Here is a 23,748-nt window from a genome sequence, read left to right on the forward strand (position 1 = left end):
GGGGGGGGGGGGACGGCGTTTTCTGCATATTCATCTGCATAGAGCTCATGAATAATAGACGAAATACAGTTATACGTAACTCTTACGAAATATGCTTTTATCCCCCTTGCTGTACCATGTAAATCACGGGGAGCTTGTGTAACAGGCTGAGAGGATGGTAAAACCATCGACCCTTGAACCTGATGTGGATAATGCCAACGTAGGGAAATGCAGTGCATATCATTTCGTCTCGGAAACTTCCGTTTCAGGCCTCTCGTAAATAACAGAAACGAAGAAATGTGGCGATGTGTGCGCATGCGCATACTCATACAATCGCCTCCGTGAGAACAGCAGCCATATATATCGCCGCATTCCTTCCACCACAAAGAAGTTACATTAAAGGGGTAAGTAATGCTCACAGAAATGCTCACGAATGTTCGAGCACACAATCCGCTCGTTCACAACATCACGAATTATGTGACTGTGAACGATTGCGCCAACATCGTTTTGGCTAGTGGCGGCTCGCCAATCATGGCAGACGGAATTGATGAAGTAGAAGAAATCACAACAATTTGCGCATCGCTTAACATTAATATTGGTACGCTTAACGATGCAACGCGCGAAGCAATGGTTCGTGCGGGTAAGCAGGCGAATAAAGTCAATCATCCAGTGGTTCTTGATCCAGTGGGCGTGGGCGCATCCACTTTGCGCAACGAAACAATTGTTCAGCTTCTTAAGGAAGTTCAGTTCAGCGTTATCCGCGGCAATATTTCCGAAATTAAGTTCATTGCTGATTTGCTTGGCCTCGATGTAAATACAGCGTCTCAAAGTCGTGGAGTAGATGCCAGCGATGAAGATAAAGTTACGAAAGATAATCTTGAAGAAGCTGCAGCTTTTGCAAAGGCTATGGCTCGCGCAACTGGCTCGGTTATTGCTATGACCGGCGCTATCGACGTTGTTGCCGATGCCGAAAAAGCCTACTGCATCTTTAACGGCCACGCAGAAATGTCGACGATTACGGGAACGGGCTGTCAGCTTTCGGCTCTGCTCGGCTCTTATCTGGGTGCTAACCCTAATACTCCGCTCGATGCAGCTGCTGCAGCAGTCATCGTTATGGGCGTGTGCGGCGAGATTGGTCACGAGCGCATGACCGAGTTAGACGGTAACTCCAGCTACCGCAACTATATTATCGACGCCGTTCAGCGTTTAACTGCTGATCAGCTTGAAAACGAGGCACGTTATGAAGTTCGGTAACCGCAAGCAAGCCGTTAAAGATATGATGCTATTGTATGGTGTTACTGACCGCACGTGGTCAAGTAATTATCCGCTTATACAGCGCATTACAGAAGCTTTAGATAACGGCATGACGTGCGTTCAGCTGCGCGAAAAACATATGAGTGACGAGGATTTTCTCTCTGAAGCTCGCGAAGTGGGCGCTTTATGCAAACGCTATAACGTTCCGTTTATTATTAACGACAACGTTGATGTAGCTATTGCTTGTGGTGCGGACGGTATTCATGTTGGTCAAAGTGACGAAGCTGCCACACAGGTGCGCGCTCGCGTAGGCAGTTCCATGATTGTGGGTGTGTCTGCATCAAGCCTTGAGGAAGCTATTAAAGCTGAAAAAGATGGTGCAGATTATGTGGGAGTGGGTGCTGTTTTCAGCACATCCACCAAAGCAGATGCCGACTACCTCAGTATGGATGAGCTACGTGCAATTTGCGAGACTGTGAATATTCCTACCGTTGCTATTGGCGGCATTCACGCAGGAAATATTCAGCTCCTGCAAGGCACAGGTATCGATGGTGTAGCGGTCGTCTCCGCCATTTTTGGTGCGGACGATTCGGCTGCAGACACCGCTCAGTTGCGCGCGCTCGCTGAGAAAGTAGTGCCCGAGCATGCTTAAACGCTACGTTGTGTGGGATATGGACGGAACTTTGATTGATTCTATGGAGATGTGGACCAATTTGGTTGGCGAGTACTTGGAATCGCAAGACATTTCGCCCGTAGATCACGCGCAGCTCGTGAAGCAGTTAGATATGCTGACCGTAAGCGAGGGAACGGCTCTGTTATCCCAACATTTTCCTCGCTTAGGCAGTCCGCGCACTATAGAGGAGCAGATTGATGCACTGCTGGCGCGTCATTACCGCGAAGACCTCGAACTTAAACCAGGCGTCGAGCAAGCTTTGCGCTGTCTGAGCAGAAAAGACGTGCACATGTGCGTGGCATCCGCCACAGCAGAACCGCTTATTCAAGCGTGTTTAGCGCGCTTAGGTGTGCTGCATCATTTTGATTTTCTACTCTCGTGCGAAACATTGCAGACGAGCAAGCGCGAGCCGAGGATTTACTTGGAAGCAGCCAAGCGCTGGGCAGTCAAACCGAGCGATATATCCGTGTGCGAGGACGCGTATCATGCGCTCGAAACCGCGCATAAAGCGGGTTTCTATACGGTCGCGGTTTTCGATCAATCAAACGCGAATCAGTGGGCAGACTGCCTAAAAATCGCGGACGAATCAATCATAAACAAAGAAGAATAAATGAAAACAGTATTATCCATTGCCGGAAGCGACTGCAGCGGCGGCGCCGGTATCCAAGCGGACCTGAAGACCATGACCATGAACGGTGTGTACGCGATGACAGCGATCACCGCGCTGACCGCGCAAAACACGACCGGAGTGCAAGCGGTAATGGAGGTGACGCCTACCTTCCTTGAGCAGCAGATCGACAGTATTTTTACCGATATCGCGCCCGACGCGGTAAAAATCGGAATGATCTCCTCACCTGAGCTCGTCGATGTTATCGCGAAAAAACTACGCGAATACGAGGCGCACAATATTGTACTGGATCCTGTGATGGTGGCTACCAGCGGTAGCGCGCTGTCGACGAGCAGCGCTATCGAGGAAATGAAAAATCAGCTTTTCGCGCTCGCAACCGTTATAACACCTAATATTCCCGAAGCGCAAGTGCTGTGGGGTAAGAACATCGACACCGCCAATCAGATGGAAGAAGCGGCAGCAGATATCGCGAAACGATACGGATGCTCGGTACTGGTCAAGGGCGGTCATCGCGTAAACGATGCGAACGACTACCTGTTCGACGTGGACGCGGATAAGGGAACGTGGTTCGTTGGTCAACGCATAAATAACACGAATATGCACGGAACTGGTTGCACACTTTCGAGCGCAATTGCCTCGAACCTGGCGAAGGGATACGACCTCGACGAATCTATTGAGCGCGCGAAAAACTATGTGAGCGACGCGCTCGCCGCCATGCTCGACCTGGGCAAGGGGAGCGGTCCGATGCAGCACAATTTCAATCTGAACGGTACATATAAGGAAGTAAAGGAATAATAATGAACGCAACAGAACGCTTGCTGGCAGACAGTAAAGATATTTGGGATCTGTACTACATGCATCCGTTTATTCTAGGACTGCAAAACGGCGACCTCGATCCAGACAAATTCCGTTTCTACATTCTGCAGGACTATCTATATCTCGAGGAGTATGCCAAGGTTTTCGCAGTGGGCGTGGCCAAGGCAAAATCGCATGAGCTTATGCAGACTTTCTCCGGAATTCTTACAGCAATTACGCATGTGGAAATGAATTTGCACAACGGCTATATGGGCAAGTTCAATGTGAAGCCGGACGAACTGGGCAATAGTGCGCGCAGTCTCGATAATCTCTCTTACACGTCCTACATGCTGCGCGTGGCGTATGAGGCGGGCGAGGTGGAGATTCTCGCGGCGATTTTGTCGTGCGCTATTAGCTACGAATATATTGCGAATAATATTGTAAAGAACAATCCGAAGGCTACCGAGCATGAGCTGTACGGCGAGTGGGTTAGCTGCTATTCGGGCGAGGAATATGCTGCGAACAATCGCTCGCTCACCGAGACTTTTAACCGCTTGGCTGCCGATTATTCCGACAAGCAGATGGCTGAGCTCAGCGAAATCTTCCGCCGCTGCTCGCAGTATGAGCTTGATTTCTGGGAGATGGGCTGGAACAAGGCGATGGCGTAAGCTAGCGTCCGCGCTTCGCCGCGCGCGAAGCTTGCCTGCGCTCTGGCTTGCTCGCGCTCTGGCTTGCCCTCGTCTGGCGAGGTGAGTATAATATGTTCGGTTCTCCGGTTCACGCTTAACACAAGGTTATGCGACCCGGGTTCCTTAGATTCCCTAGGAGATATTATGAAGCAGGACATTCATCCTGAATATGTGGCAACTGAAGTTGTATGCTCTTGCGGCAACACTTTCGTTACCCGTTCTACCGTAAAGAGCGGTCATATTACTGCAGACGTGTGCTCTAACTGCCATCCTTTCTACACTGGTAAGCAGAAGATTCTCGATACTGGTGGTCGTGTGGCTCGCTTCGAAGCACGCTACGGTAAGAAGAACTAGCTCTTTTAAAACGTCATCCAGCGCTTTCGCGGGCTGTGCGACTTTCGGTTGCACGCGCGGCGAGGCGGCTGGTTGGCGTTTTTTAATACAGATTTTTGATTGTTATTTTGTTTTAGACAGCGGCTCGTTTCGCAGGCAGTTTGATTTGGCTGGAGCGGGCGCGCAACGAACTTTGAGGAAAGGCACAGCCAGTGGCATCTGCTAATCAGTTCCCAGCAGCTCAAACTGCTCTTGAGGAATACCATAATATCGAAGCTGAGATGAGCCAGCCTGACGTGGCGTCCAATCCAGATAAGATTCGCAAGCTGGGCCGTCGCCATGCAGAGCTCGGTCAGATCGTGTCGGCTTACCAGAAGTACCTGGACGTAACCGAGAACCTGGAAGCCGCCCAAGAGCTTGCCAGTGAAGACCCTGACTTCGCCGAAGAAGCAGCGCGTTTGCAGGCTGAGCTTCCTGAAGTTGAAGAAAACTTGCGTAAGGCTTTGATTCCTCGCGATCCAGATGATGCCTCCGATACGATTATGGAGATTAAGGCAGGCGCAGGCGGTGAAGAAGCTGCTTTGTTCGCGGGTGATTTGCTACGTATGTATATGCGCTATGCAGAAAAGCGCGGCTGGGCGTACGAAATTCAGTCGCAAAATGCCACTGAATTGGGTGGCGTGAAGGATGTGCAGATTGCTTTCCGCGCCAAGGGTACTGTTGCTCCTGCTGATGGTGTGTGGGCAAGCCTCAAATATGAAGGTGGAGTGCACCGTGTGCAGCGTATTCCAGTAACCGAATCGCAGGGTCGTATTCAGACCTCTGCAGCAGGCGTTATCGTTTTCCCTGAAGCAGAAGACGACAATGATGAGATTGAGATTGATCAGAAAGATTTGAAGATTGATATTTTCATGTCTTCAGGTCCCGGCGGTCAGTCTGTGAACACAACGTATTCTGCTGTGCGTATGACTCATATTCCAACTGGAATTGTGGTGTCTATGCAGGATGAGAAGTCTCAGATTCAAAACCGCGCTGCTGCTTTGCGCGTGCTCAAGTCTCGTTTATTGGCTATGAAGCATGAAGAGGAAGCTGCGGCAGCTGCAGATATGCGTCATTCTCAGGTGCGCACTTTGGATCGTTCTGAGCGTATTCGCACCTATAACTTCCCAGAAAACCGTATTGTGGATCATCGCACAAATTACAAGGCATATAACTTGGATGCTGTGCTTGATGGTGATTTGCAAGCAGTAATTGATTCTGATATCCAGGCTGATGAGGCTGCACGTCTTGCCAGCCAGAACGGCGAAAACTAAAACGATTGCTAGGGCAGTGCTGGTTGGTAGTGGCTCGCTGATATAACGGTCAGTTCAACGACAACCAGCGCATCACCAGCACACCAATTTGCACACTAACGAGCACAATACTGATAAGAGTTTTCTCGTGATTGATTATGCTGAAAATGCTGATGTGCGCACTGTTATATTGCAGTGCGCACATCGCTTATGTGCAGCTGGAGTAGGGCAAGATTTCTCTGATACACAGCCCGAAGTAGCCCGTCACGAGGTGACGGTTTTGCTGGCTGAAGCTTGCGGACTGAATGCGCGCGATATTCAAGCCGCCTCTTTAATGGGTAAAACGTTGGGAGAGCTGGGAACTGCTATTCAGTTGAAGCGTTTTAATAAGTGGGTAGAGCGTCGTGAGAAGCGCGAACCATTGCAGCATATTGTGGGGCGCGCTCCATTTCGTTACTTAGATTTACTTGTAGACCCAGGCGTTTTTATTCCTCGACCGGAAACAGAACTGCTGATTGATGAGGCTTTAGAATATGTACGTTCGCTGCGGTCTTCTCAATCTTCCAGCGCAGCTGTGCGTATTGTGGATTTATGTGCGGGTTCCGGTGCTCTGGGATTAGCTGCTGCAACCGAGATTGATTCGAGTTATGTGTGGGCTGTTGAACTGTCTGAACAAGCCTTTGTGTATGCGCAGAAAAATAGCCGGCGAGTCCAAGCGCGTAATTATGAAGTTATACAAGCCGATGCCACGCTTGAACAGACTTTGCAAGATTTAAACGGAACAGTAGATATAGTTCTGAGTAATCCACCGTATATTCCTCTTACCGATATTCCTGAGCAAGTTGAGGCGCGCGAATCCGACCCTGATATGGCGCTGTATGGAGCAAGCGATGACGGTATGAAAATTCCGTCTCTGATTATTCAACGAGCATCGCAATTGCTGAAAACTGGGGGATTGCTGTTAATGGAGCATGACTGGAGTCAGGGAAAGAGTACCTGTGAACAGGCACGAAACTGTGGGTTTAGTAGTGCACAAACGCACCGAGATTTCGCTGGAAAAGAACGTTATCTGCGTGCCATAAAATAAAGACAGTGCAACGTAGCCGCACACACCTTGCGTATACCTAATACTGTTAAGGAGGACATATGAAGTATGCACAACTAGGGAAAACAGGTATTGAAGTATCACGTTTATGCGTTGGTGGAATGTCTTTCGGTTAACGTTTCGAGGATTTTCATCAATGGACGCTCGACCAAGATAGCACTACAGAAATGATTAAACAGGCTCTTGATTTAGGCGTTAATTTTATAGATACCGCTAATACGTATGCGCATGGCACAAGTGAAGAATTTATTGGTGGAGCACTGAAAACTTTAGGTGTGAAGCGTGAAGATGTGGTACTGGCAACAAAAGTGTATTTTAATGAGGAAAAACTTTCTCGCAATGCGATTAAAAGAGAAATTGATGGAAGCCTTCAACGTTTAGGCGTTGACTATGTAGATCTCTATCAGATTCACCGTTTTGATTACGATACGCCTATTGAAGAAACTATGGAAACCTTAGACGAGCTTGTAAAAGCTGGTAAAGTCCGTGCTTTGGGAGCTTCTGCAATGTATGGGTACCAATTCCATAATATGCAGATTATTGCTGAAAAGAATGGATGGACTCAGTTTTCTACTATGCAAAATCACTATAATTTGCTTTACCGTGAAGACGAACGTGAGCTTATTCCAGTGTGCAAACAGTATGGAGTTTCTCTTGTGCCATATAGCCCTCTTGCAGCAGGGCATTTAACACGTTCCACATGGGATAATAGCGCATCTGAGCGCAGTATGAGCGATAAAGTAACGCGTTCAAAATATGATGCATCTCGCGCTCATGATGAACAGATTATTAAGCGAGTACATGAGTTATCTCTCCGTTATGGCGTATCTATGGCACAAATTTCTCTGGCATGTTTGGCATCGCAAGGAGTGACAGCACCTATTGTGGGCGCTACTTCGCCACGTCATTTTGCAGATGCTGTGCGCTATGGTGACGTTGAATTAACTCAGACTGATGTTGATTACCTCAGTGAACCATATGTGGCACATGAACTTGTAGGCTTAATAGAACATAAGTAAGTTTACGTGTTCATTCAGTGGACGTACTGAATAAAGTGTTTAATTATTTCTTAGAATAAACACAGTAATTAGCCTATTACGGAAATCTTTCAAGGAAGAAGGAGACCTCATGCTTCCCATTTCATGCCCATACAAAGCAATCTTTTGCGATTTATATGGAACGATTTTCGATATTTCTACGCATGAAGATGATGCCTCCGTATGGGAGGAGATGCGTGCATATATGAACGACAGGGGAACACACTATGTCAATGGAGCTGAGCTGTATGAGAATTATCTGCATGAGATGAACCAAGCGCAGGCTCGGGGCGAGCGCGATAAAGGTGTTCATGTGGAAATTGACTTCGTTCCTGTATGGAAAACGCTGTATGAGCGTTCTGGAGCAGAGGTGAGTGTCGAGGAAGCCTACAGCACGTCAACGTATTTCCATCAGACAAGTATGAGTCTTCTTGAGCCATATTCGAAAGTACGTGAATTTTTAGCAATCGTACGGCGCTTGGGATTGCGCCCGATTCTCGTATCGAATGCTCAAGCTTCCTATACTCGCCCAGATTTGAAGTCTCATCATTTTACTGAATACTTCGATAGGATTTTCCTTTCGTCCGATTTCGGCATTAAAAAGCCTGATGCGCGTTTCTTCCAGCATGCCTTAGATGAGTGTGGGCTGAGTCCTCATGAGGTTGTGTATATGGGCAATGAAATTGGTTGTGATGTGCTTGGCGCTCGGGGCGTTCAGATGGATGCGATTTATCTGCATACGCCTTTGTCTGTTCCTGGAGATCCGGCGCGTAGCGAGCATGCTACGTTGAACGTAGAGGGTGCTGATTATGAGGCTGTGTTTTCATGGCTGTGTAAGACTCCTGTGCGTATTGAGGGTGACGGTACTTCTGCGAGAATTATTCCTGCACAGTCCGCGCAGTCTGCGTAGTTTGCACACAAGCATTTTATTCATAAAGTTAGGGTGCGCACTAAGCTGACATATATGAAGAGAAAAGGAATAACGCGCACTACCTTAGCATGCTGTGCGTTACTAGGAGTTGTGCTGTCTATAGTGGCACGTGTTATAGAGCCAGATCCTAATGGGGCTGTGCAGTCTTTTGATATATGGCTGTATGGATCCGTCGCCCTAGAAGTGCTCTCATGGAGTATGGCTGCGATTCCTGCATGGTTTGTAGCTCGACGGGTGCGTGCCTTGCGTACTATGACTGTTCCTTTTCAAGTCGTGTTATGGTGCTATATTGCGGTTCTGACTTTTCTGGCTCTGTTGTGCGAAGCGCCGTACGACTATGCGCGTTCAGGTCAGTGGTGGGATTATTCATCACAAAATCCCTTATGGGCGGTGACTATTGCTCTTGTCACATGTAGCGTGTGGAATATTGAATCCGATTCTATGCCCTCCACTGTGATAGTGCGTTTAGTTTTGGTTATTGTGGCAGTTGTATGGTCCTTCGCTTTCCAAGTTCTTTTGAGTATTGTTCTTTTTACTCTGCTTCTTTTAGTGTGGCCAGTTGACGAGAAGTTCACATGGAAATCTATAAGCATCAGTAGGCAAACTGCTCTTATTATGACGACTGTGGGCACAGGCATAACACCTCTTGTGAGCGTATGGTTAATTGGACACGTTTCTCACAGTAAAAATCAAGGCAATCAATGGCTCTTATGGTGGGCGTATCCTCTTGTTCTTGTGAGCGCAGCAGTAATACGTCTAACAGTTAATATGATCTAAACGAGGCATATATATGACGCATACATACGGTATTCAGCCGGTAAATGAGGAATCAATCGCTTTAGCAGTATCTCTTATTGAGCAAGGTGAGGTTGTGGTTATTCCCACCGATACAGTTTACGGTGTCGTTGCTCATCCAGTACACGCTCAAGCGGTAGAAAAAATATTTACTGTTAAACACCGTCCGCATGAAAAAAGTGTACAAATTCTTGTGGCCTCTCTTACTGATACACAGCGTTATGGTGTGCGTGTGCCGCAAGCGCTGAACCCTGTTGTCAGCACTTTTATGCCCGGAGCAGTCAGTATTATCGCTACCGTTAACCGTTCGGAAAGCTTGGAAACTTTAGCAACTGTACGCGAAGAAGCAGGCGGTTCATATACGCAAGCGGTACGTTTGCCGAATAATCCTGTTAGCCTCAGTATTTTGCGTGCTACAGGACCATTAGCGGCTTCAAGCGCTAATTTGAGCGGTAATCCTTCGCCGTCAACCGCCCAGGAAGCATACGCGCAACTGGGAGATACGGTCAGTCTCTATCTTGATGGCGGTTCTACGCCTGGCCCAGTGGCTAGCACAGTTGTTGCGTGGGATGAGCTGAATAAACAGCCAATATTCTTGCGCGAGGGAGCAATAACTGCCCAACAGATTCGCGCTGTGTTAGCATAGAGGCACTATGCGAATCTATACTTTTATCGCCGCCATAGCAGGAGCGGTTGTCTGGTTTATGACGCCTGTAATCCGTCAACTCGCTTTCCGTATTGGAGCTGTGGGGGAAGTGCGCGCTCGCGATGTGCACACAGTGCCCACACCACGTATTGGTGGTGTTGCCATGCTGACCGGCGTTATTGTTGCATTTATTTTCGCCAGCCGTTTGCCGTGGGTTGATAATCTTTTTGATGAATCTCATCAGCTCTGGGTGGTGTTGCTGGGTGCTGTGCTGATTAACGCCGTAGGAGTGCTTGACGATTTATTTGATTTGGACTGGATGCTTAAAATGTCTGGTCAGTTGCTTATCTCTCTTCTCGTTTCGTGGGGAGGAGTGCAAATCGTTTCTTTACCACTGGGAAATCTGTATTCCATATCTACCAGCTGGTCTATTGCTATTTCCGCGTTTTTGCTCGTTGCCTCCATTAATGCGGTAAATTTTGTGGACGGCTTAGACGGTTTAGCAGCCGGTATTGTGGGTATTGGAGGCGTGGCTTTTGCCGTGTACTCCTATATGCTGGCACGTTCCACAGCGAACTTTGCTTCTGTAGCAATTATTATTGATGTGGTGATTGTGGGCGTATGCGTGGGCTTCCTTCTGCATAATTGGCATCCTGCAAGTATTTTTATGGGCGATTCTGGCTCGATGTTGCTCGGTTATATGGTAACGTGCGCATCGATTGTTATGACCGGCCGTTTAGACCCTAATGCACATCATGTGAACGTGTATTTGCCTGTTTTTATTCCTATTTTGCTGCCGATTTTAGTGTTGTTCTTGCCTGTGCTCGACATGATTCTTGCTATTGTGCGCCGCGTAAGTAAAGGTTTATCTCCTATGCATCCTGACCGTATGCATTTACATCATCGCATGTTGAGGATTGGACATTCCGTGCGGGGAGCTGTAGGTATTTTGTGGAGCTGGGCTGCTCTTATTTCATGTTCTTCGGTTCTTTTACTGTTCTTCCGTATGCGTTATGTTTTCGCAGGATTTTGCATAGCTGCACTGATTTTGGCAGTTATTACTATGTTGCCGTATTATCGTGTACGCATTGCAGAAATTCGCGCTGAACACGCGCAACGGCATGATGTGAACGGTTCAGAACGCAGTAGTGGTGAAGGAAGTGACGCATGAAAAAATCACGTTTAGGTTTTACGCTCGGATCTGCTTTTGCGCGCACCTCTACTATCAGCATTATTATTGACGCGGTTATGCTGGTTCTTGGTCTTTTCGCTGGCTTTATGAACGCGAACTGGTCAGGCTTTTTCTCAGCTCTGTGCGGATGGATTCTCGCTATTGTTTTTTCGGAAACAAACGCGGTTATAACTGTTATACTTGATGCGCTCAAAATCAAAAGTAAACAGTATATTATTTTTCTTATTCAGTTATGGGGGCTAAAACTTATTGCTGTGTGCGCTTTAGGAGCTATTTTCTTAAGCTTCGTATCGCTGAAAACAGCTGTTTTCTTTTTCCTTCTCGTTTTTACTGTTTTTGTATGCACTATTAAAAACCTTATTATTACTGCTACCGCGCAGATCTTATAAACAGCAGTGAGATAAAGATACTCGCAGAGCGTATAAACACCCTGAAAAGTCGCGCAGACTGAATACAGTGGTGCTATGGCTCAAGAAACATACAAACCAGTTCCAAACCCTTTTGAGAAGCTTGGTCTCGCCTATGACGATGTTTTGCTTCTTCCTAACGAAACTGATGTTATTCCATCAGAAGTAGATACCACTACTCATCTCACCAGAAATATCTCCATGAAGTCTCCAGTGCTGTCTGCAGCAATGGATACCGTAACCGAAGCAGAAATGGCTATTGCTATGGCTCGCAACGGTGGTATTGGTGTTATTCACCGTAATCTGAGTATTGAAGATCAGGCAACACAGGTCGATACTGTGAAGCGCTCTGAATCCGGCATGATTTCTAATCCTGTTACCGTAAATCCTGAGGCAACCTTAACCGATTTAGATCGTTTGTGCGCACAGTTCCGCGTATCCGGTTTGCCAGTAGTAGATCATGATGATCGTTTGCTTGGTATTGTTACAAACCGTGATATGCGTTTTGTAGATCCAGCAGAATTTGATTCTTTACGAGTGAAGGACGTGATGACCAGCGAAGGGCTGATTACAGGTCCTTCTAATATTTCTAAGGACGATGCACACAAGCTTTTGGCTCAGTATAAGGTAGAAAAGTTGCCTTTGGTTGATGCTGAAGGTAAGCTGACTGGCTTGATTACTGTGAAGGACTTTGTGAAGACTGAACAGTATCCAGATGCTACGAAGGATGACGAAGGTCGTTTGCGCGTTGCTGCTGCTGTTGGCTTCTTTGGTGATGCATGGCAGCGTTGCACTGCTTTGGCAGATGCAGGAGTTGATGTGCTCGTTGTAGATACCGCACATGGTCATGCGAAGTTAATGCTTGACATGATTAAGCGTTTGAAGTCTGATCCTGCATTTAAGAACATCGAGATTATTGGTGGCAATATTGCTACCCGCGAAGGTGCTCAGGCTTTGATTGACGCTGGTGTTGACGCTGTGAAGGTGGGTGTTGGCCCAGGTTCTATTTGCACCACTCGCGTTGTGGCTGGTGTGGGCGTTCCACAGTTGACTGCTGTTTACGAGGCATCTTTGGCTGCACGTGAAGCTGGCATTCCAGTGGTTGCTGATGGTGGTATTCACTACTCTGGTGATATTGCTAAGGCTTTGGTTGCTGGTGCTTCTACCGTTATGCTTGGCGGACTTTTGGCTGGAACTGAAGAGGCTCCAGGTGAGAAGGTTCTGTTGCACGGTAAGCAGTACAAGGTCTACCGTGGTATGGGTTCCATGGGTGCTATGGCTCCTCGTGGTAAGAAGAGCTACTCTAAGGATCGTTACTTCCAAGCAGACGTGACTAGCAGTGATAAGGTTGTTCCAGAAGGCGTAGAAGGCGAAGTGCCATACCGCGGACCACTCAACTACGTTCTCTATGAATTGGTTGGTGGCTTGCACCAGTCTATGTTCTACACAGGTGCTCGCACTATTCCTGAGCTTCAGGCTAAGGGCAAGTTCATTCGTATTACGGATGCTGCTCTTCGTGAATCACATCCACACGATATTGTGATGACCAAGGAAGCTCCAAATTACTCTGGTTTCCACGAGTAAAAAGTTGTAAAAACATTAGAAGGTCTGCACTGCGTTGGTGCGGGCCTTCTAATGTTTTCTCTTGTGTAAACGCTGTGCGGTCATTTTTTCATGTCATATCAGCTCTCATATATTCCTGAAAGTTGCTAGCGTCGCACGCGCACAACGCCCACGTCCATAATTCAGATGAAATCAGCGCTCACGAGTGCGTGAAAGTTGTCAGCGCACAACGCTGACAATGTGTGCGCTTGAAAAACCCTCTCAATTCTCACTCATGAGATACGTAGACGTTGTTAGCGCCGAACGCTCACAATGCTCACGTCCATCGCTAAGAGTGATTGAAATCCTCACCCGTGCATGAATCATGGAACGCTAGAGCAAGTCATGTTTCACGCATCACTCAAGTTCCTACACGCCGCAATAATAACCAGATGAAATAAGCCAGCCCCAACCAAAACCCCGCTAAAATCCCAAGAGTTACTAAAAGCTAAAGAATAGTTTTTTGGTCTTAACGCATTAGGTTAAAGCTCGGTGATAGGACACAATACTGGTTAATCCTGTGCTAAGTTTTACAAAGCGCAACCGTCAAACTTGCGGCGCACCACGCCACACACTAAACCCTAGCAATAGTAAGGGGTCACAGCTTCAGTGAACTGAGCTGCGACCCCTTCATTATAGAGAGCTATGCAGTAAACTACTTAATAATCTCAATGCTTTCAATCATCACTGGCTCAACAGGATTATCGCGAGCATCGGTAGCTACTTCATTAATAGCATCCACAACTTTCTTCGAAGCCTCATCTGTAACCTCGCCAAAAATTGTGTGCTTACCGTCTAACCATGTGGTTGGAACTGTAGTAATGAAGAACTGGGAACCGTTAGTGCCAGAGAGTTTACCCGTGAATGGATTTGGACGGCGACCAGCATTTGCCATAGCGAGCTTATAAGGCTCGTCAAAACGATGCTGATTAATCTCATCATCGAAGTTATAGCCAGGACCACCAGTGCCGGTACCCAAAGGACAGCCACCCTGAATCATAAAGTCCTTAATAACGCGATGGAAGGTGAGACCATTGTAGAAAGGCTCGTGCGACTTTTCACCGGTTAAAGGATCAGTCCATTCCTTTTCACCAGTTGCTAAGCCTACGAAGTTCTCTACGGTTACAGGAGCGTCGTTAAGGAACAGCTCGAGTGTAATATCACCGTGTGTAGTGTGCATAATTGCTTGCATACTATCTCCTTGAATAGTGAAGAATACTTATTCTCAACTAGTCTAGCTTAATCCACACCGAGGTGTCTTGTGGTAACTTGCCGTCAGCGGTGAGTTCGCCAGAAGCGAGCACAACTTCACCGGCAGGAAGTTCGGCAGGGGTAGCGGAGAAGTTCGTCAGATTAGCCCAGCCATTGGCGCGCTTATAGGCAATAATGCCGCCAGGATTGCCGTCAGCACCATCTGTCAAACCGCTTTCCTTATCCTGTTCAAGCCATTCCAAACTCAAATCATTAGTTTGGAATTCGTGACGCAACTTCAAAGCAGCACGGTAGAAACTGAGCATAGAATCAGCATCATCTGCTTCAACATCGGCAGAGAAATCAGCGAACCATGCTGGCTGAGGAAGATGTGGCTTTTCAGAAGCATCAGCAGGAGAGAAGCCGAAGGAACCATCCGCATCAGCAGACACCCATGGAAGTGGAACGCGGCAACCGTCACGACCCTTTAATACGCCATTATTTTGGCTTGTGAAAGCACTCGGATCTTCCAACTGATCCCAAGGAATATCGGCAACTTCAAACAGTCCGAGCTCTTCACCCTGATAAATATAAGCGGAACCTGGCAAAGCCATTTCCAAAAGCAGAGCAGCTCGAGCGCGTTTCGTACCTAGCTCGCGGTTCTCGGTATAGCTCTTACCGTCACGCAAAACCCAATCAACAGCAATCTGATGCTGGTCAGTAGCAGGAATTTGAGGCAAAGCGAAACGTGTTGCGTGACGAATAATATCGTGATTGCTCAAAACCCACGTTGCGCTCGAACCAGAACGTTCAGCAGTTTCAATGCCTGCTTCAATGGCTTCATGGAAGTTATTGCGCGCCCAAAGCTTGGTTGCGAAAGAGAAGTTGAAAATCTGTCCCAAATCATCTTTGCTGGCATACAAATACTGACGTTCAGGACGCACCCAACCTTCAGCAACAGCAAAACGAGGAGGATCGTATTCGTTGAACACTTTACGCCATTCAGCGTAAACTTCGTGCACCTCATTGCGGTCGAAGAGGGGGTGAGAGCCGTCAATGCGGTTAGCTCCATCGCGAGGGGAGACCTCGACAATCTCTGGGGAATTCATATCCTTCTTCAAAGCGTGAGCCACGTCTACGCGGAAGCCGTCCGTGCCATGATCGGACCAGAAACGCAAGGTTTTAATGAACTCTTCATGAACATCAGGATTATCCCAGTTCCAGTCTGGCTGCTCAGGAGCGAACATGTGCAGATACCACTGACCGTCTTCAACGCGCGTCCATGCAGAGCCGCCAAAAATGGATTCCCAATCGTATGGAGGTAGTTCGCCGTTTTCTCCACGACCATCGCGGAAAATGTAGCGGTCGCGCTCTGGAGAGCCCTTACCGGCTGCCAAAGCAGCTTTGAAATACTCGTGACGGTTGGAACTGTGGTTAGGAACAATATCGACCACAACTTTAATACCCACAGCATGAGCTGCTTCAACCATGGCGTCAAAATCATCCATCGTTCCCAAACGAGGATCTACATTGCGGTAATCGTCCACATCGTAACCGCCGTCGGCCAAAGCGGATGGGTAGAAAGGCGAGAGCCAAATAGCATCTACGCCCAACTTGTCGAGATAATCCATATGCGCGGTAATGCCTGGAATATCGCCTAAACCTGAGCCTGTGCTATCGGCGAAGGAGCGAGGATAAATCTGATACACCACTGCGTTCTGCCACCATAAAGCGTCAGTGGAGCGCTGAATTTCTGCCATAAAACTCTCCTTTAAGTTTTGGTTGGTAAGGTTTGCATATAACCCTTACTAATGTAACCGTTTTCCATTTTGTTTCCGAGAGAAAGTATATATGATTTTGCATATAATATGAAAGCGTTTGCCATCTTCGGCGAGTCGCATGTAAAAGTGCTGTATGGCATGGAAATACTTGATGATATCGTTTGCAAAAATTAGGTAAACTGTGTTGCTGTGGATATTTTGCAGTAACTGGAAAAACAGAGCAAAAATTTAGCGAGAAATTCATCGAGAATCTGTGCGCAGAATAAAGCGCTATAAAGATACTGCATAAAGATAGCGCCAAGGTTTGCCGTGCGTGCAACAATAGAAGCGATATAGAATCACGATAGAATCAATGCGTACAGCGTACTAAAGTGCAACAGAAGACAAGCGCATGTGCGTTGAGGGGAGATAAATATGGCGCAGGAAACGGCTTCGAGTGCGGAAGAATCTCGACTCATTTGGATTGATTGCGAGATGACCGGTTTAGATATTAATAACGATGAGCTATGCGAAGTATCCGTGGTCCCTACTGACTTTAATTTACGTGTTCTCGACGAAGGCATTGATTTAGTAATTAAGCCAAGTCAAGCAGCGGTGGATCATATGAATGATTTTGTGCGCAATATGCACACATCCTCCGGCTTAATCAACGAGTGGAATAACGGTTTAAGCCTAGCTGATGCGCAGCAGCAGATTATTGAATACGTACAGCGTTTTTTGCCAACCGATGGTAATGGAAAAGCTCATTTAGCAGGAAATTCCATTCATTCCGATAAAAAATTCCTCGACAAATACATGCCTGAACTCATGAGCAATCTGCACTACCGCATTATTGACGTGAGCACTCTTAAAGAGCTGAGCCGCCGCTGGTATCCAGCTGTGTACGAAAATAAGCCTGCTAAGCATGGCGGACACCGCGCTTTGGCAGATATTATTGAATCTATTGATGAACTGCGTTATTACCGAGATATGATGTTCGTCCAAGCTCAGCCAAGCGCTCAAGAAGCTCAAGCAGGTGCTGAGCATGTAGAAGAAACTAGTTTGCTGCGTGAGTACGAAAAGAACGGAAACGCTTTAACAAGCGAAGATACGCCAGAAAAAGCTGATTATTAAAACGCTGAGCGTATGCAGCTGTGTAAAACTCACGGATAGTTACGCCCATAATCTGCCTGAGAAGAGGACCTTACTATGCTACAAAGTCAAGCTCTACAGATTCTCAACTCTGGTGCATCTGCATATCTAACAGGTGCACCGGGAGCAGGTAAAACCTATATTCTTAATCAATTTATTAAGCGAGCGCGTACAGAAGGTAAAACAGTAGCAGTTACAGCCTCTACAGGTATCGCGTCCACGCATATTAACGGGCAAACTATCCATTCATACAGCGGCTTAGGCGTAAATACGTATCTCACAGAAAGTGTAACGAAACGTATTCTCACCAGACGCAAGAAAACTATTGCGAACACCGATATTCTCATTATTGATGAAGTATCTATGATTCATGCATGGCTTTTCGACCTCGTAGATGAAATCTGCAGGCGCGCTCGCAAAAATGATTTACCTTTCGGTGGCATGCAAGTTGTGGTCTCTGGCGACTTCTTCCAATTACCTCCTGTGTCTGTGGCATCGCGAAATGCCGATCTTCTGGGACTGTCGCCAGAAGCTGTGATCATGCAAGACAAATACGCATCGCATGGCAAAGATATGAACGGTTTTATTACCGAATCTTTTGCATGGGATGCGCTTCATCCTGTTATCTGTTATCTCACAGAACAGCATCGTCAAGATGACGGTCAACTTCTCAGCGTTCTCAGCTCTATACGTGACGGTTCGGTTGATCAAAACGATTACAATACAATCGCTTCGCGCATGTCTGCTTCTTTTGATGAGAACGATCTTATTACGCATCTGTTCCCCTCAAATAAACAAGCAGATTCGCTCAATGACACTCGTTTGGCTTTATTGCGTGGCGATGCACATGCGTTCGTAGCAACATCATCGGGACCTAAGCAACTGGTTGACCGTCTAAAGAAAAATATGCTTGCTCCAGAAACTCTTGTTCTTAAAGAGGGAGCTACAGTTATGGCTCTGCGCAATGACAGCGATAAACAATATGTGAATGGCTCTCTGGGCATCGTAAAATCTTTTGCTTCTGAATCTAAAGGCGGATGGCCCATCGTGGAATTTGAAAACGGTCATGTGGTTACAATGAAGCCAGCAGATTGGGAAATTACTGATGCGGACACTGTTCTTGCCGTAGTTTCTCAAGTTCCTTTGCGCTGCGCGTGGGCTATTACTATTCATAAATCACAAGGAATGACTTTAGATCGCTCTGTTATGGATTTGCATCGCACATTTGCTCCCGGGATGGGATATGTAGCTATGTCGCGAGTACAAGGATTAGAAGGCTTGTTCGTGCAAGGTTTGACTGAACGCGCCTTCCTCGTGTCTCAACAAGCAGTATTTTTAGATGCACAGTTGCGCTTTGAGTCTGAAACAGCAAGCGCTTTACTGGAGAAAGAAGGGCAACAGGCAGTTCTCCAATCTCAACGTCCAGTTGCGTTGAACGAGGCTGAAGATGAGTTCAATCAAGGAGCACTGTTCTAAGCAGCTGCTCCTATATTAGTCCTTCCTATAGTCGGTCTCTTCACGTGGTTCTAAACGTAACTTGTAAAGTCGGGTAGCGCCTATAATCTTGGGTTTTATGAGCTCAGAAGTATTACGTATGTCCCAGATGTTTTTGCGCACATTGCGCGACGATCCAGCGGACGCAGATGTTAATTCAGCAAAGTTGCTTATCCGGGCAGGATATATTCGCAAAGTAGGACCAGGCTTATACTCGTGGCTTCCTCTTGGCTTAAAAGTTCTGCGTAAAATTGAAAACGTTATTCGCGAGGAATTAGCGAAAACTGGCGCTCAGGAAGTTGAATTTCCTGTGCTTTTGCCAAAAGATCCATACACTGCGACGAACCGTTGGGAAGAGTATGGAGATAACCTCTTCCGTGTAAAAGATCGTCATGATGCAGACTATTTGCTCGTGCCTACTGCTGAGGAAATGTTCACCTTGATGGTCAAGGATATGTATTCCTCCTACAAGGATTTGCCTGTTACTTTGTATCAGATTAAGTCCAAGTATCGCGATGAATTCCGTCCTCGTGCAGGCATGATTCGTGGACGCGAATTTGTGATGCAAGATGCATATTCCTTCGACATGACCGAAGAGGATTTGAAGAAGAACTACCTGATTCAGCGCGATGCTTATGAGCGTATTTTCCAGCGACTACACGTGCCTTATGTGATGGTTCATGCAACCTCCGGCCCGATGGGTGGCTCTGCTTCTGAGGAATTCTTGTCGCCTATGCCTATTGGCGAAGATACATTCGCTTTGGCTCCTTCTGGCGCAGCATGGAATGTGGAAGCGCTTACTACAGTGAAGCCACAGGATGTTGATTTTAGATCTACTGAAGCTATGGTGGCTTTGGAAACACCAGATTCACCAACTATTGAAACTTTGGTGGATCAATCTAATGCTTTGCATCCTCGTAGCGATGGTCGTTCGTGGCAAGCGGAAGACACGTTAAAGAACCTGATGATTGCTGTGAAGCATCCAACAGGTGAGCGTGAGGTCGTAGCTATTGGCGTGCCAGGGGATCGTCAGGTAGATATGAAGCGTTTGGAAGCTAGCTTCACCCCAGCTGAGATTGAAGAAGCAACACCAGAAGATTTGGCTGCTTTCCCAGAGCTCGTTAAGGGATATATTGGGCCAGGCGTGCTCGGACCACAGAATACCGATGAAGAAAGTCATTCACGCATTAAGTATCTGCTCGATGCTCATATTGCTCGAGGTTCCGAATGGATTACTGGTGCAGATGCAGCTGATACACACGTTTTCCACGCTGTGTATGGACGCGATTTCGAGGCTGACGGTTTCGTTGAGGCTGTAGAAGTACGCACTGGAGATATGAGCCCTGATGGTTCAGGTCCGCTCAGCTTGGAGCGCGGCGTAGAAATTGGTCAGGTGTTCCAGCTCGGTTTGAAATACTCGAAGGCTCTGGATCTGACTGTTTTGAACGAGAACGGTAAAGCTGTGCCTGTATGGATGGGCTGCTATGGCATTGGTGTGTCTCGTGCGATGAGCTGCATTGCTGAATTCTTCAACGATGAGAACGGTTTGAAGTGGCCAGTAGAAGTAGCTCCTGCTCAGGTGCATGTTATTGCTACAGGTCGCGATCAGATGGCTTTTGATACGGCAGAACAGCTCGTTGAGCAGTTAGCTTCTGCAGGTATTGAAGTTATTTTTGATGACCGCGCTAAGGTATCTCCAGGTATTAAGTTTAAGGATTCCGAACTTTTGGGTATGCCGCTGATTGCAGTAAGCGGTCGCGATACCGTAAATAACGGAACTATTGAAATTCGTTTCCGTGATGGTTCAGATACCAAGGTTGTGTCGATTGAAGAGGCTGCGCAGGCAATTATTGAGGCTGTGAACGCTCTATAATATGTGGCTACACTTTTAGATAGTTAAAGAGATCGCATTGAAAGTGCGGTCTCTTTTGCTTTTGTGATTACTTATGTGTGGCTTATATGATTTGTCAAGCTGAGGCGAGTTATTCACATTGGTTCACATATACGTGACAAGATGATTTTTGGTTCTAATCTTGGCATAGTAGAGCTACAGTCTCAAGTAGAAAGCTTGAGAGAAAAGGTATCGAAGGAGATATGATGACTAACTCAGCTCAGATAGTGCTTACTGGTTATGTGGGAACCGAGCCAAAAACATGGACAACGAATTCTAATACACCAGTGTGTAACTTCCGCGTTGGCTCTACACGTCGCTATTTCAGCACGAAAGAAAATCAATGGAAATCTGCAGAAACCACATGGGTACAGGTCAAGTCTTTCAGAAATCTCGCCACCCATGCTATGAAATCATTAAGTGTAGGAGATCCCGTTATTATTGTGGGTGCTTTGAGTATAGATTCATGGGAGAAAGATGGAGTACGTCATACTATTCCCACTATAGAAGCCACCAGTATTGGGCATAATCTCAGTTTTGGCGATGGCATGTTTAAAAAAGATGAAAGCTTAAAAAATACTCCACAACAAACGCAGTCTGCGCCTTCTGGTCCTTCTCAAAACTCGTCATCTCAGGCAGCAGTTTCTGAGAATGAATCGAGTGCACACGATATCGTCGATGCTCCCGTGAATATATAAAACCCTGTTTCTTGCCTCCTTCGAGGCAAGAAACAGGGGGCATAATGCATGTATATCGCTTACCAGATATGTACGCGCTGGTCAGGAGCCAAATACATGGCATCTCCTTCATGCACATCGAAAGCATCGTAGAAACGATCAACGTTGCGCACAATACCGTTCACACGGAATTCAGCAGGAGAATGTGGATCAATCTGCAGGTATTGCTCTGCCATCTCCACACGAATAACGCTACGCCAAATCGATGCATACGAGAGGAAGAAGCGCTGCACACCAGTGAAGCCATCAATAACAGGAGCTGAATCTAGTGCGCGCGTTAACTCTTCATCGGAATCATTCTGAGCGCCAAGAGACAAGGCATAAGCCTTTAAGGAAATATTTACACCACCTAAATCACCAATATTTTCCCCAATAGTAAAGGCACCTTTGACGTGTGGCATCTGGTCAGCCTTACCTTGAGCAGTATACTTGTCTGCCACATCTTGAGGGGTGAACTGATCGTACTGGTCAATTAAAGAATGCGTCAGCTTGTCGAACTTTTCGCGGTCTGTTTGTGTCCACCAGTCTTTCAGATTTCCATCGCCGTCATACTTACTGCCTTGGTCGTCGAAACCATGACCAATCTCGTGGCCAATAACTGCTCCAATGCCACCGTAGTTAGCAGCATCATCGGCATCAGCGTGGAAGAAAGGAGGCTGCAAAATAGCAGCAGGGAATACAATCACATTCGTTGTTGGCTCATAATACGCATTCACAGTTTGTGGAGTCATAAGCCATTCGCGCTTATCGACCAGCTGACCTGCTTTAGCTAACTGATAAGCTGTTTCGTACAAGCTTGCATTGCGTAAATTGTGAATAAGGCTGTATTCTTCACGAATATCCAAAGCGGAATAGTCACGCCATTTATCTGGGTATCCAATCATTGGTGTGAACTTAGATAGTTTATCTAAGGCCTTCTCCTGCGTATCTTTACCCAACCATGCGCTCGACTTAATAGAGACCTCATATGCATGAATAAGATTATCTACTAGCTCGCTCATGCGTGCCTTCGAAGAAGCAGGGAAGTGACGCTTCACATATTCCTGAGCAATTTCTTCTCCAGACACGCCATCTACCAGAGCTACAGCTCGACGCCAACGGTCACGCTGTACTGTTGTTCCACGCAAAACCTTGCCATAGAAATCAAACTTTGCATTTTCAAAATCAGATGGTAAATAGCTTGCCCAATGAATAAGCACATGAACTCGTGCCCAGAGCTTCACGTCATCAACATCGGCATCCGACCAGAACTGATCAATACCATCAATAAAGCTTGGCTGATACACAATAACATGAGATAGTGCAGAACGTAATGACAAAGGCTGTGCATGGGAAGCCTCAGAATTGTTATATGATTCCTGCCATGCATCCACCCATGCTTCCAAGTTGAAACTATTTAATGCAGCAGCAAACTCATCAAAAGTACGCGGATTATACGTTTTATCGCTATCGCGAGAAGCAACAACATCCCAATGATGAGAGGCAATAGAGCGCTCAATATCCACAAACTTACGTGCAGAACGCAAACCTTGCTTCTCATCCTTCACATAGCCTGCTAAGAGAAGAAGCTGTGCAACCATAGCAGTATATTTTTCTACCACTGGCTTGTGGTTATCTTCACGATAATATGCCTCATCAGGCAAACCTAAACCAGACTGGAAAATATGAACGGTATGATGCGTAGGATTTCCAGGGTCTGCAAACACAGCTTGGGAGAATAAAGAAGGTCCGCCAGCTGCATCCATAGCACCCAAGACCTGAGTTAAACCAATTTTTGTGGTAACTTCATCAATACGATTCAAATCCTCGCGAATAGGATTAATACCCGCACGCTCAATAGTCTCCGTATCCATAAAGGAACGGTACAGAGCCACAGACTTAGGGCTGCTTGGGTGAGCTTCTTCCAAAATCTCATGAATCTGCTCTTCAGCATCATCAGCAAGCTTATCGAAAGAGCCGTAGCGAGCCTTATCTGCAGGCAGTTCGTACGAGTCAATCCATGTGCCATTAACGTGACGGAAAAAATCAGCCTGAGCAGGAACGGTAGACGATAAAGACTCTACATCAATACCTGAGCTGACTGAATCAGCAGAGCGGACGGAGCGCGCGCGTGAAAGCGCGAAAATAGTAGAACGGTTCATAAAAGTCATACCTATAAGGGTAAC

General features: G+C 46.8%; 21 protein-coding genes, 1 pseudogene and 1 riboswitch. Of the genes and pseudogenes, 19 read left to right on the forward strand and 3 right to left on the reverse strand.

Annotated elements, in window-relative coordinates; translation table 11 throughout:
• Window positions 1–118 precede the first annotated feature (118 nt).
• Window positions 119–223, forward strand: a riboswitch (TPP riboswitch).
• 167 nt (window positions 224–390) lie between these two features.
• The 15 genes and pseudogenes from thiM to guaB all read left to right on the forward strand — a co-directional run bounded on the left by thiM (window position 391) and on the right by guaB (window position 13,340).
• Window positions 391–1,233, forward strand: coding sequence for a hydroxyethylthiazole kinase (thiM, locus tag HMPREF2909_RS03060; RefSeq protein WP_071415181.1), 843 nt, complete (start codon window positions 391–393; stop codon window positions 1,231–1,233).
• Window positions 1,220–1,885, forward strand: a complete 666-nt coding sequence (gene thiE, locus HMPREF2909_RS03065; RefSeq protein ID WP_071415182.1) for a thiamine phosphate synthase — start codon at window positions 1,220–1,222, stop codon at window positions 1,883–1,885. The genes thiM and thiE overlap by 14 nt, the downstream gene beginning before the upstream one ends.
• On the forward strand, window positions 1,878–2,516 hold the full coding sequence (locus tag HMPREF2909_RS03070) for an HAD family hydrolase (RefSeq protein ID WP_071415183.1): 639 nt from the start codon (window positions 1,878–1,880) through the stop codon (window positions 2,514–2,516). The genes thiE and HMPREF2909_RS03070 overlap by 8 nt, the downstream gene beginning before the upstream one ends.
• Window positions 2,517–3,329 carry a bifunctional hydroxymethylpyrimidine kinase/phosphomethylpyrimidine kinase gene (gene thiD, locus HMPREF2909_RS03075; RefSeq protein ID WP_071415184.1) on the forward strand — a complete coding sequence of 271 codons (813 nt, stop codon included), beginning with the start codon at window positions 2,517–2,519 and terminating at the stop codon, window positions 3,327–3,329.
• A 2-nt stretch (window positions 3,330–3,331) separates the two neighbouring features.
• Entirely contained in the window at window positions 3,332–3,997 is a 666-nt protein-coding gene (gene tenA, locus HMPREF2909_RS03080) for a thiaminase II (RefSeq protein WP_071415185.1), read from the forward strand.
• A gap of 165 nt (window positions 3,998–4,162) precedes the next feature.
• On the forward strand, window positions 4,163–4,372 hold the full coding sequence (gene rpmE, locus HMPREF2909_RS03085) for a 50S ribosomal protein L31 (RefSeq protein WP_021617841.1): 210 nt from the start codon (window positions 4,163–4,165) through the stop codon (window positions 4,370–4,372).
• 191 nt (window positions 4,373–4,563) lie between these two features.
• The gene (gene prfA / locus HMPREF2909_RS03090) at window positions 4,564–5,664 is read left to right on the forward strand and encodes a peptide chain release factor 1 (protein WP_021617842.1); all 1,101 of its coding nucleotides are present in this window, start codon (window positions 4,564–4,566) and stop codon (window positions 5,662–5,664) included.
• A 127-nt stretch (window positions 5,665–5,791) separates the two neighbouring features.
• Complete coding sequence (gene prmC / locus HMPREF2909_RS03095) at window positions 5,792–6,730, forward strand: peptide chain release factor N(5)-glutamine methyltransferase (protein WP_246815506.1); 939 nt, start codon at window positions 5,792–5,794, stop codon at window positions 6,728–6,730.
• Window positions 6,731–6,894: 164 nt separating this feature from the next.
• Window positions 6,895–7,767, forward strand: a pseudogene (locus tag HMPREF2909_RS03100) (aldo/keto reductase); the annotation flags it as partial.
• 109 nt (window positions 7,768–7,876) lie between these two features.
• Window positions 7,877–8,695, forward strand: coding sequence for an HAD family hydrolase (locus HMPREF2909_RS03105; protein ID WP_071415186.1), 819 nt, complete (start codon window positions 7,877–7,879; stop codon window positions 8,693–8,695).
• Window positions 8,696–8,818: 123 nt separating this feature from the next.
• Window positions 8,819–9,493, forward strand: coding sequence for a hypothetical protein (locus HMPREF2909_RS03110; protein ID WP_071415187.1), 675 nt, complete (start codon window positions 8,819–8,821; stop codon window positions 9,491–9,493).
• Window positions 9,494–9,506: 13 nt separating this feature from the next.
• A complete protein-coding gene (locus HMPREF2909_RS03115; RefSeq protein WP_071415188.1) occupies window positions 9,507–10,157 on the forward strand; it encodes an L-threonylcarbamoyladenylate synthase in 651 nt (216 codons plus the stop codon).
• A 7-nt stretch (window positions 10,158–10,164) separates the two neighbouring features.
• Window positions 10,165–11,328: an MraY family glycosyltransferase gene (locus tag HMPREF2909_RS03120; protein WP_071415189.1), complete on the forward strand. Its 1,164-nt coding sequence runs from the start codon at window positions 10,165–10,167 to the stop codon at window positions 11,326–11,328.
• Entirely contained in the window at window positions 11,325–11,738 is a 414-nt protein-coding gene (locus HMPREF2909_RS03125) for a hypothetical protein (protein ID WP_022856955.1), read from the forward strand. The genes HMPREF2909_RS03120 and HMPREF2909_RS03125 overlap by 4 nt, the downstream gene beginning before the upstream one ends.
• 75 nt (window positions 11,739–11,813) lie before the next feature.
• Window positions 11,814–13,340: an IMP dehydrogenase gene (guaB, locus tag HMPREF2909_RS03130; protein ID WP_071415190.1), complete on the forward strand. Its 1,527-nt coding sequence runs from the start codon at window positions 11,814–11,816 to the stop codon at window positions 13,338–13,340.
• 673 nt (window positions 13,341–14,013) lie between these two features.
• Here the strand turns inward: guaB and HMPREF2909_RS03135 are convergent.
• Window positions 14,014–14,550, reverse strand: coding sequence for a peptidylprolyl isomerase (locus tag HMPREF2909_RS03135; protein WP_071415191.1), 537 nt, complete (start codon window positions 14,548–14,550; stop codon window positions 14,014–14,016).
• 37 nt (window positions 14,551–14,587) lie between these two features.
• Window positions 14,588–16,309, reverse strand: coding sequence for a glycoside hydrolase family 13 protein (locus HMPREF2909_RS03140; protein WP_071415192.1), 1,722 nt, complete (start codon window positions 16,307–16,309; stop codon window positions 14,588–14,590).
• Window positions 16,310–16,744: 435 nt separating this feature from the next.
• On the opposite strand from HMPREF2909_RS03140, the gene orn reads away from it, so the two are divergent.
• From orn to HMPREF2909_RS03160, 4 genes are all read left to right on the forward strand, one after another.
• On the forward strand, window positions 16,745–17,443 hold the full coding sequence (gene orn, locus HMPREF2909_RS03145; protein WP_071415193.1) for an oligoribonuclease: 699 nt from the start codon (window positions 16,745–16,747) through the stop codon (window positions 17,441–17,443).
• Between the two features lie 75 nt (window positions 17,444–17,518).
• Window positions 17,519–18,937 (forward strand): ATP-dependent DNA helicase, encoded by a 1,419-nt coding sequence (locus HMPREF2909_RS03150; RefSeq protein ID WP_071415194.1) that lies wholly within the window; start codon window positions 17,519–17,521, stop codon window positions 18,935–18,937.
• 97 nt (window positions 18,938–19,034) lie between these two features.
• Window positions 19,035–20,828, forward strand: coding sequence for a proline--tRNA ligase (locus HMPREF2909_RS03155; RefSeq protein WP_071415195.1), 1,794 nt, complete (start codon window positions 19,035–19,037; stop codon window positions 20,826–20,828).
• A gap of 221 nt (window positions 20,829–21,049) precedes the next feature.
• Complete coding sequence (locus tag HMPREF2909_RS03160) at window positions 21,050–21,544, forward strand: single-stranded DNA-binding protein (RefSeq protein ID WP_084797228.1); 495 nt, start codon at window positions 21,050–21,052, stop codon at window positions 21,542–21,544.
• A gap of 59 nt (window positions 21,545–21,603) precedes the next feature.
• Here the strand turns inward: HMPREF2909_RS03160 and HMPREF2909_RS03165 are convergent, their stop codons facing one another.
• Window positions 21,604–23,724, reverse strand: a complete 2,121-nt coding sequence (locus HMPREF2909_RS03165) for a M13 family metallopeptidase (RefSeq protein ID WP_022856962.1) — start codon at window positions 23,722–23,724, stop codon at window positions 21,604–21,606.
• Window positions 23,725–23,748 lie beyond the last annotated feature (24 nt).

This window comes from Alloscardovia sp. HMSC034E08 (assembly GCF_001813415.1).
Lineage (GTDB): Bacteria > Actinomycetota > Actinomycetes > Actinomycetales > Bifidobacteriaceae > Alloscardovia > Alloscardovia omnicolens.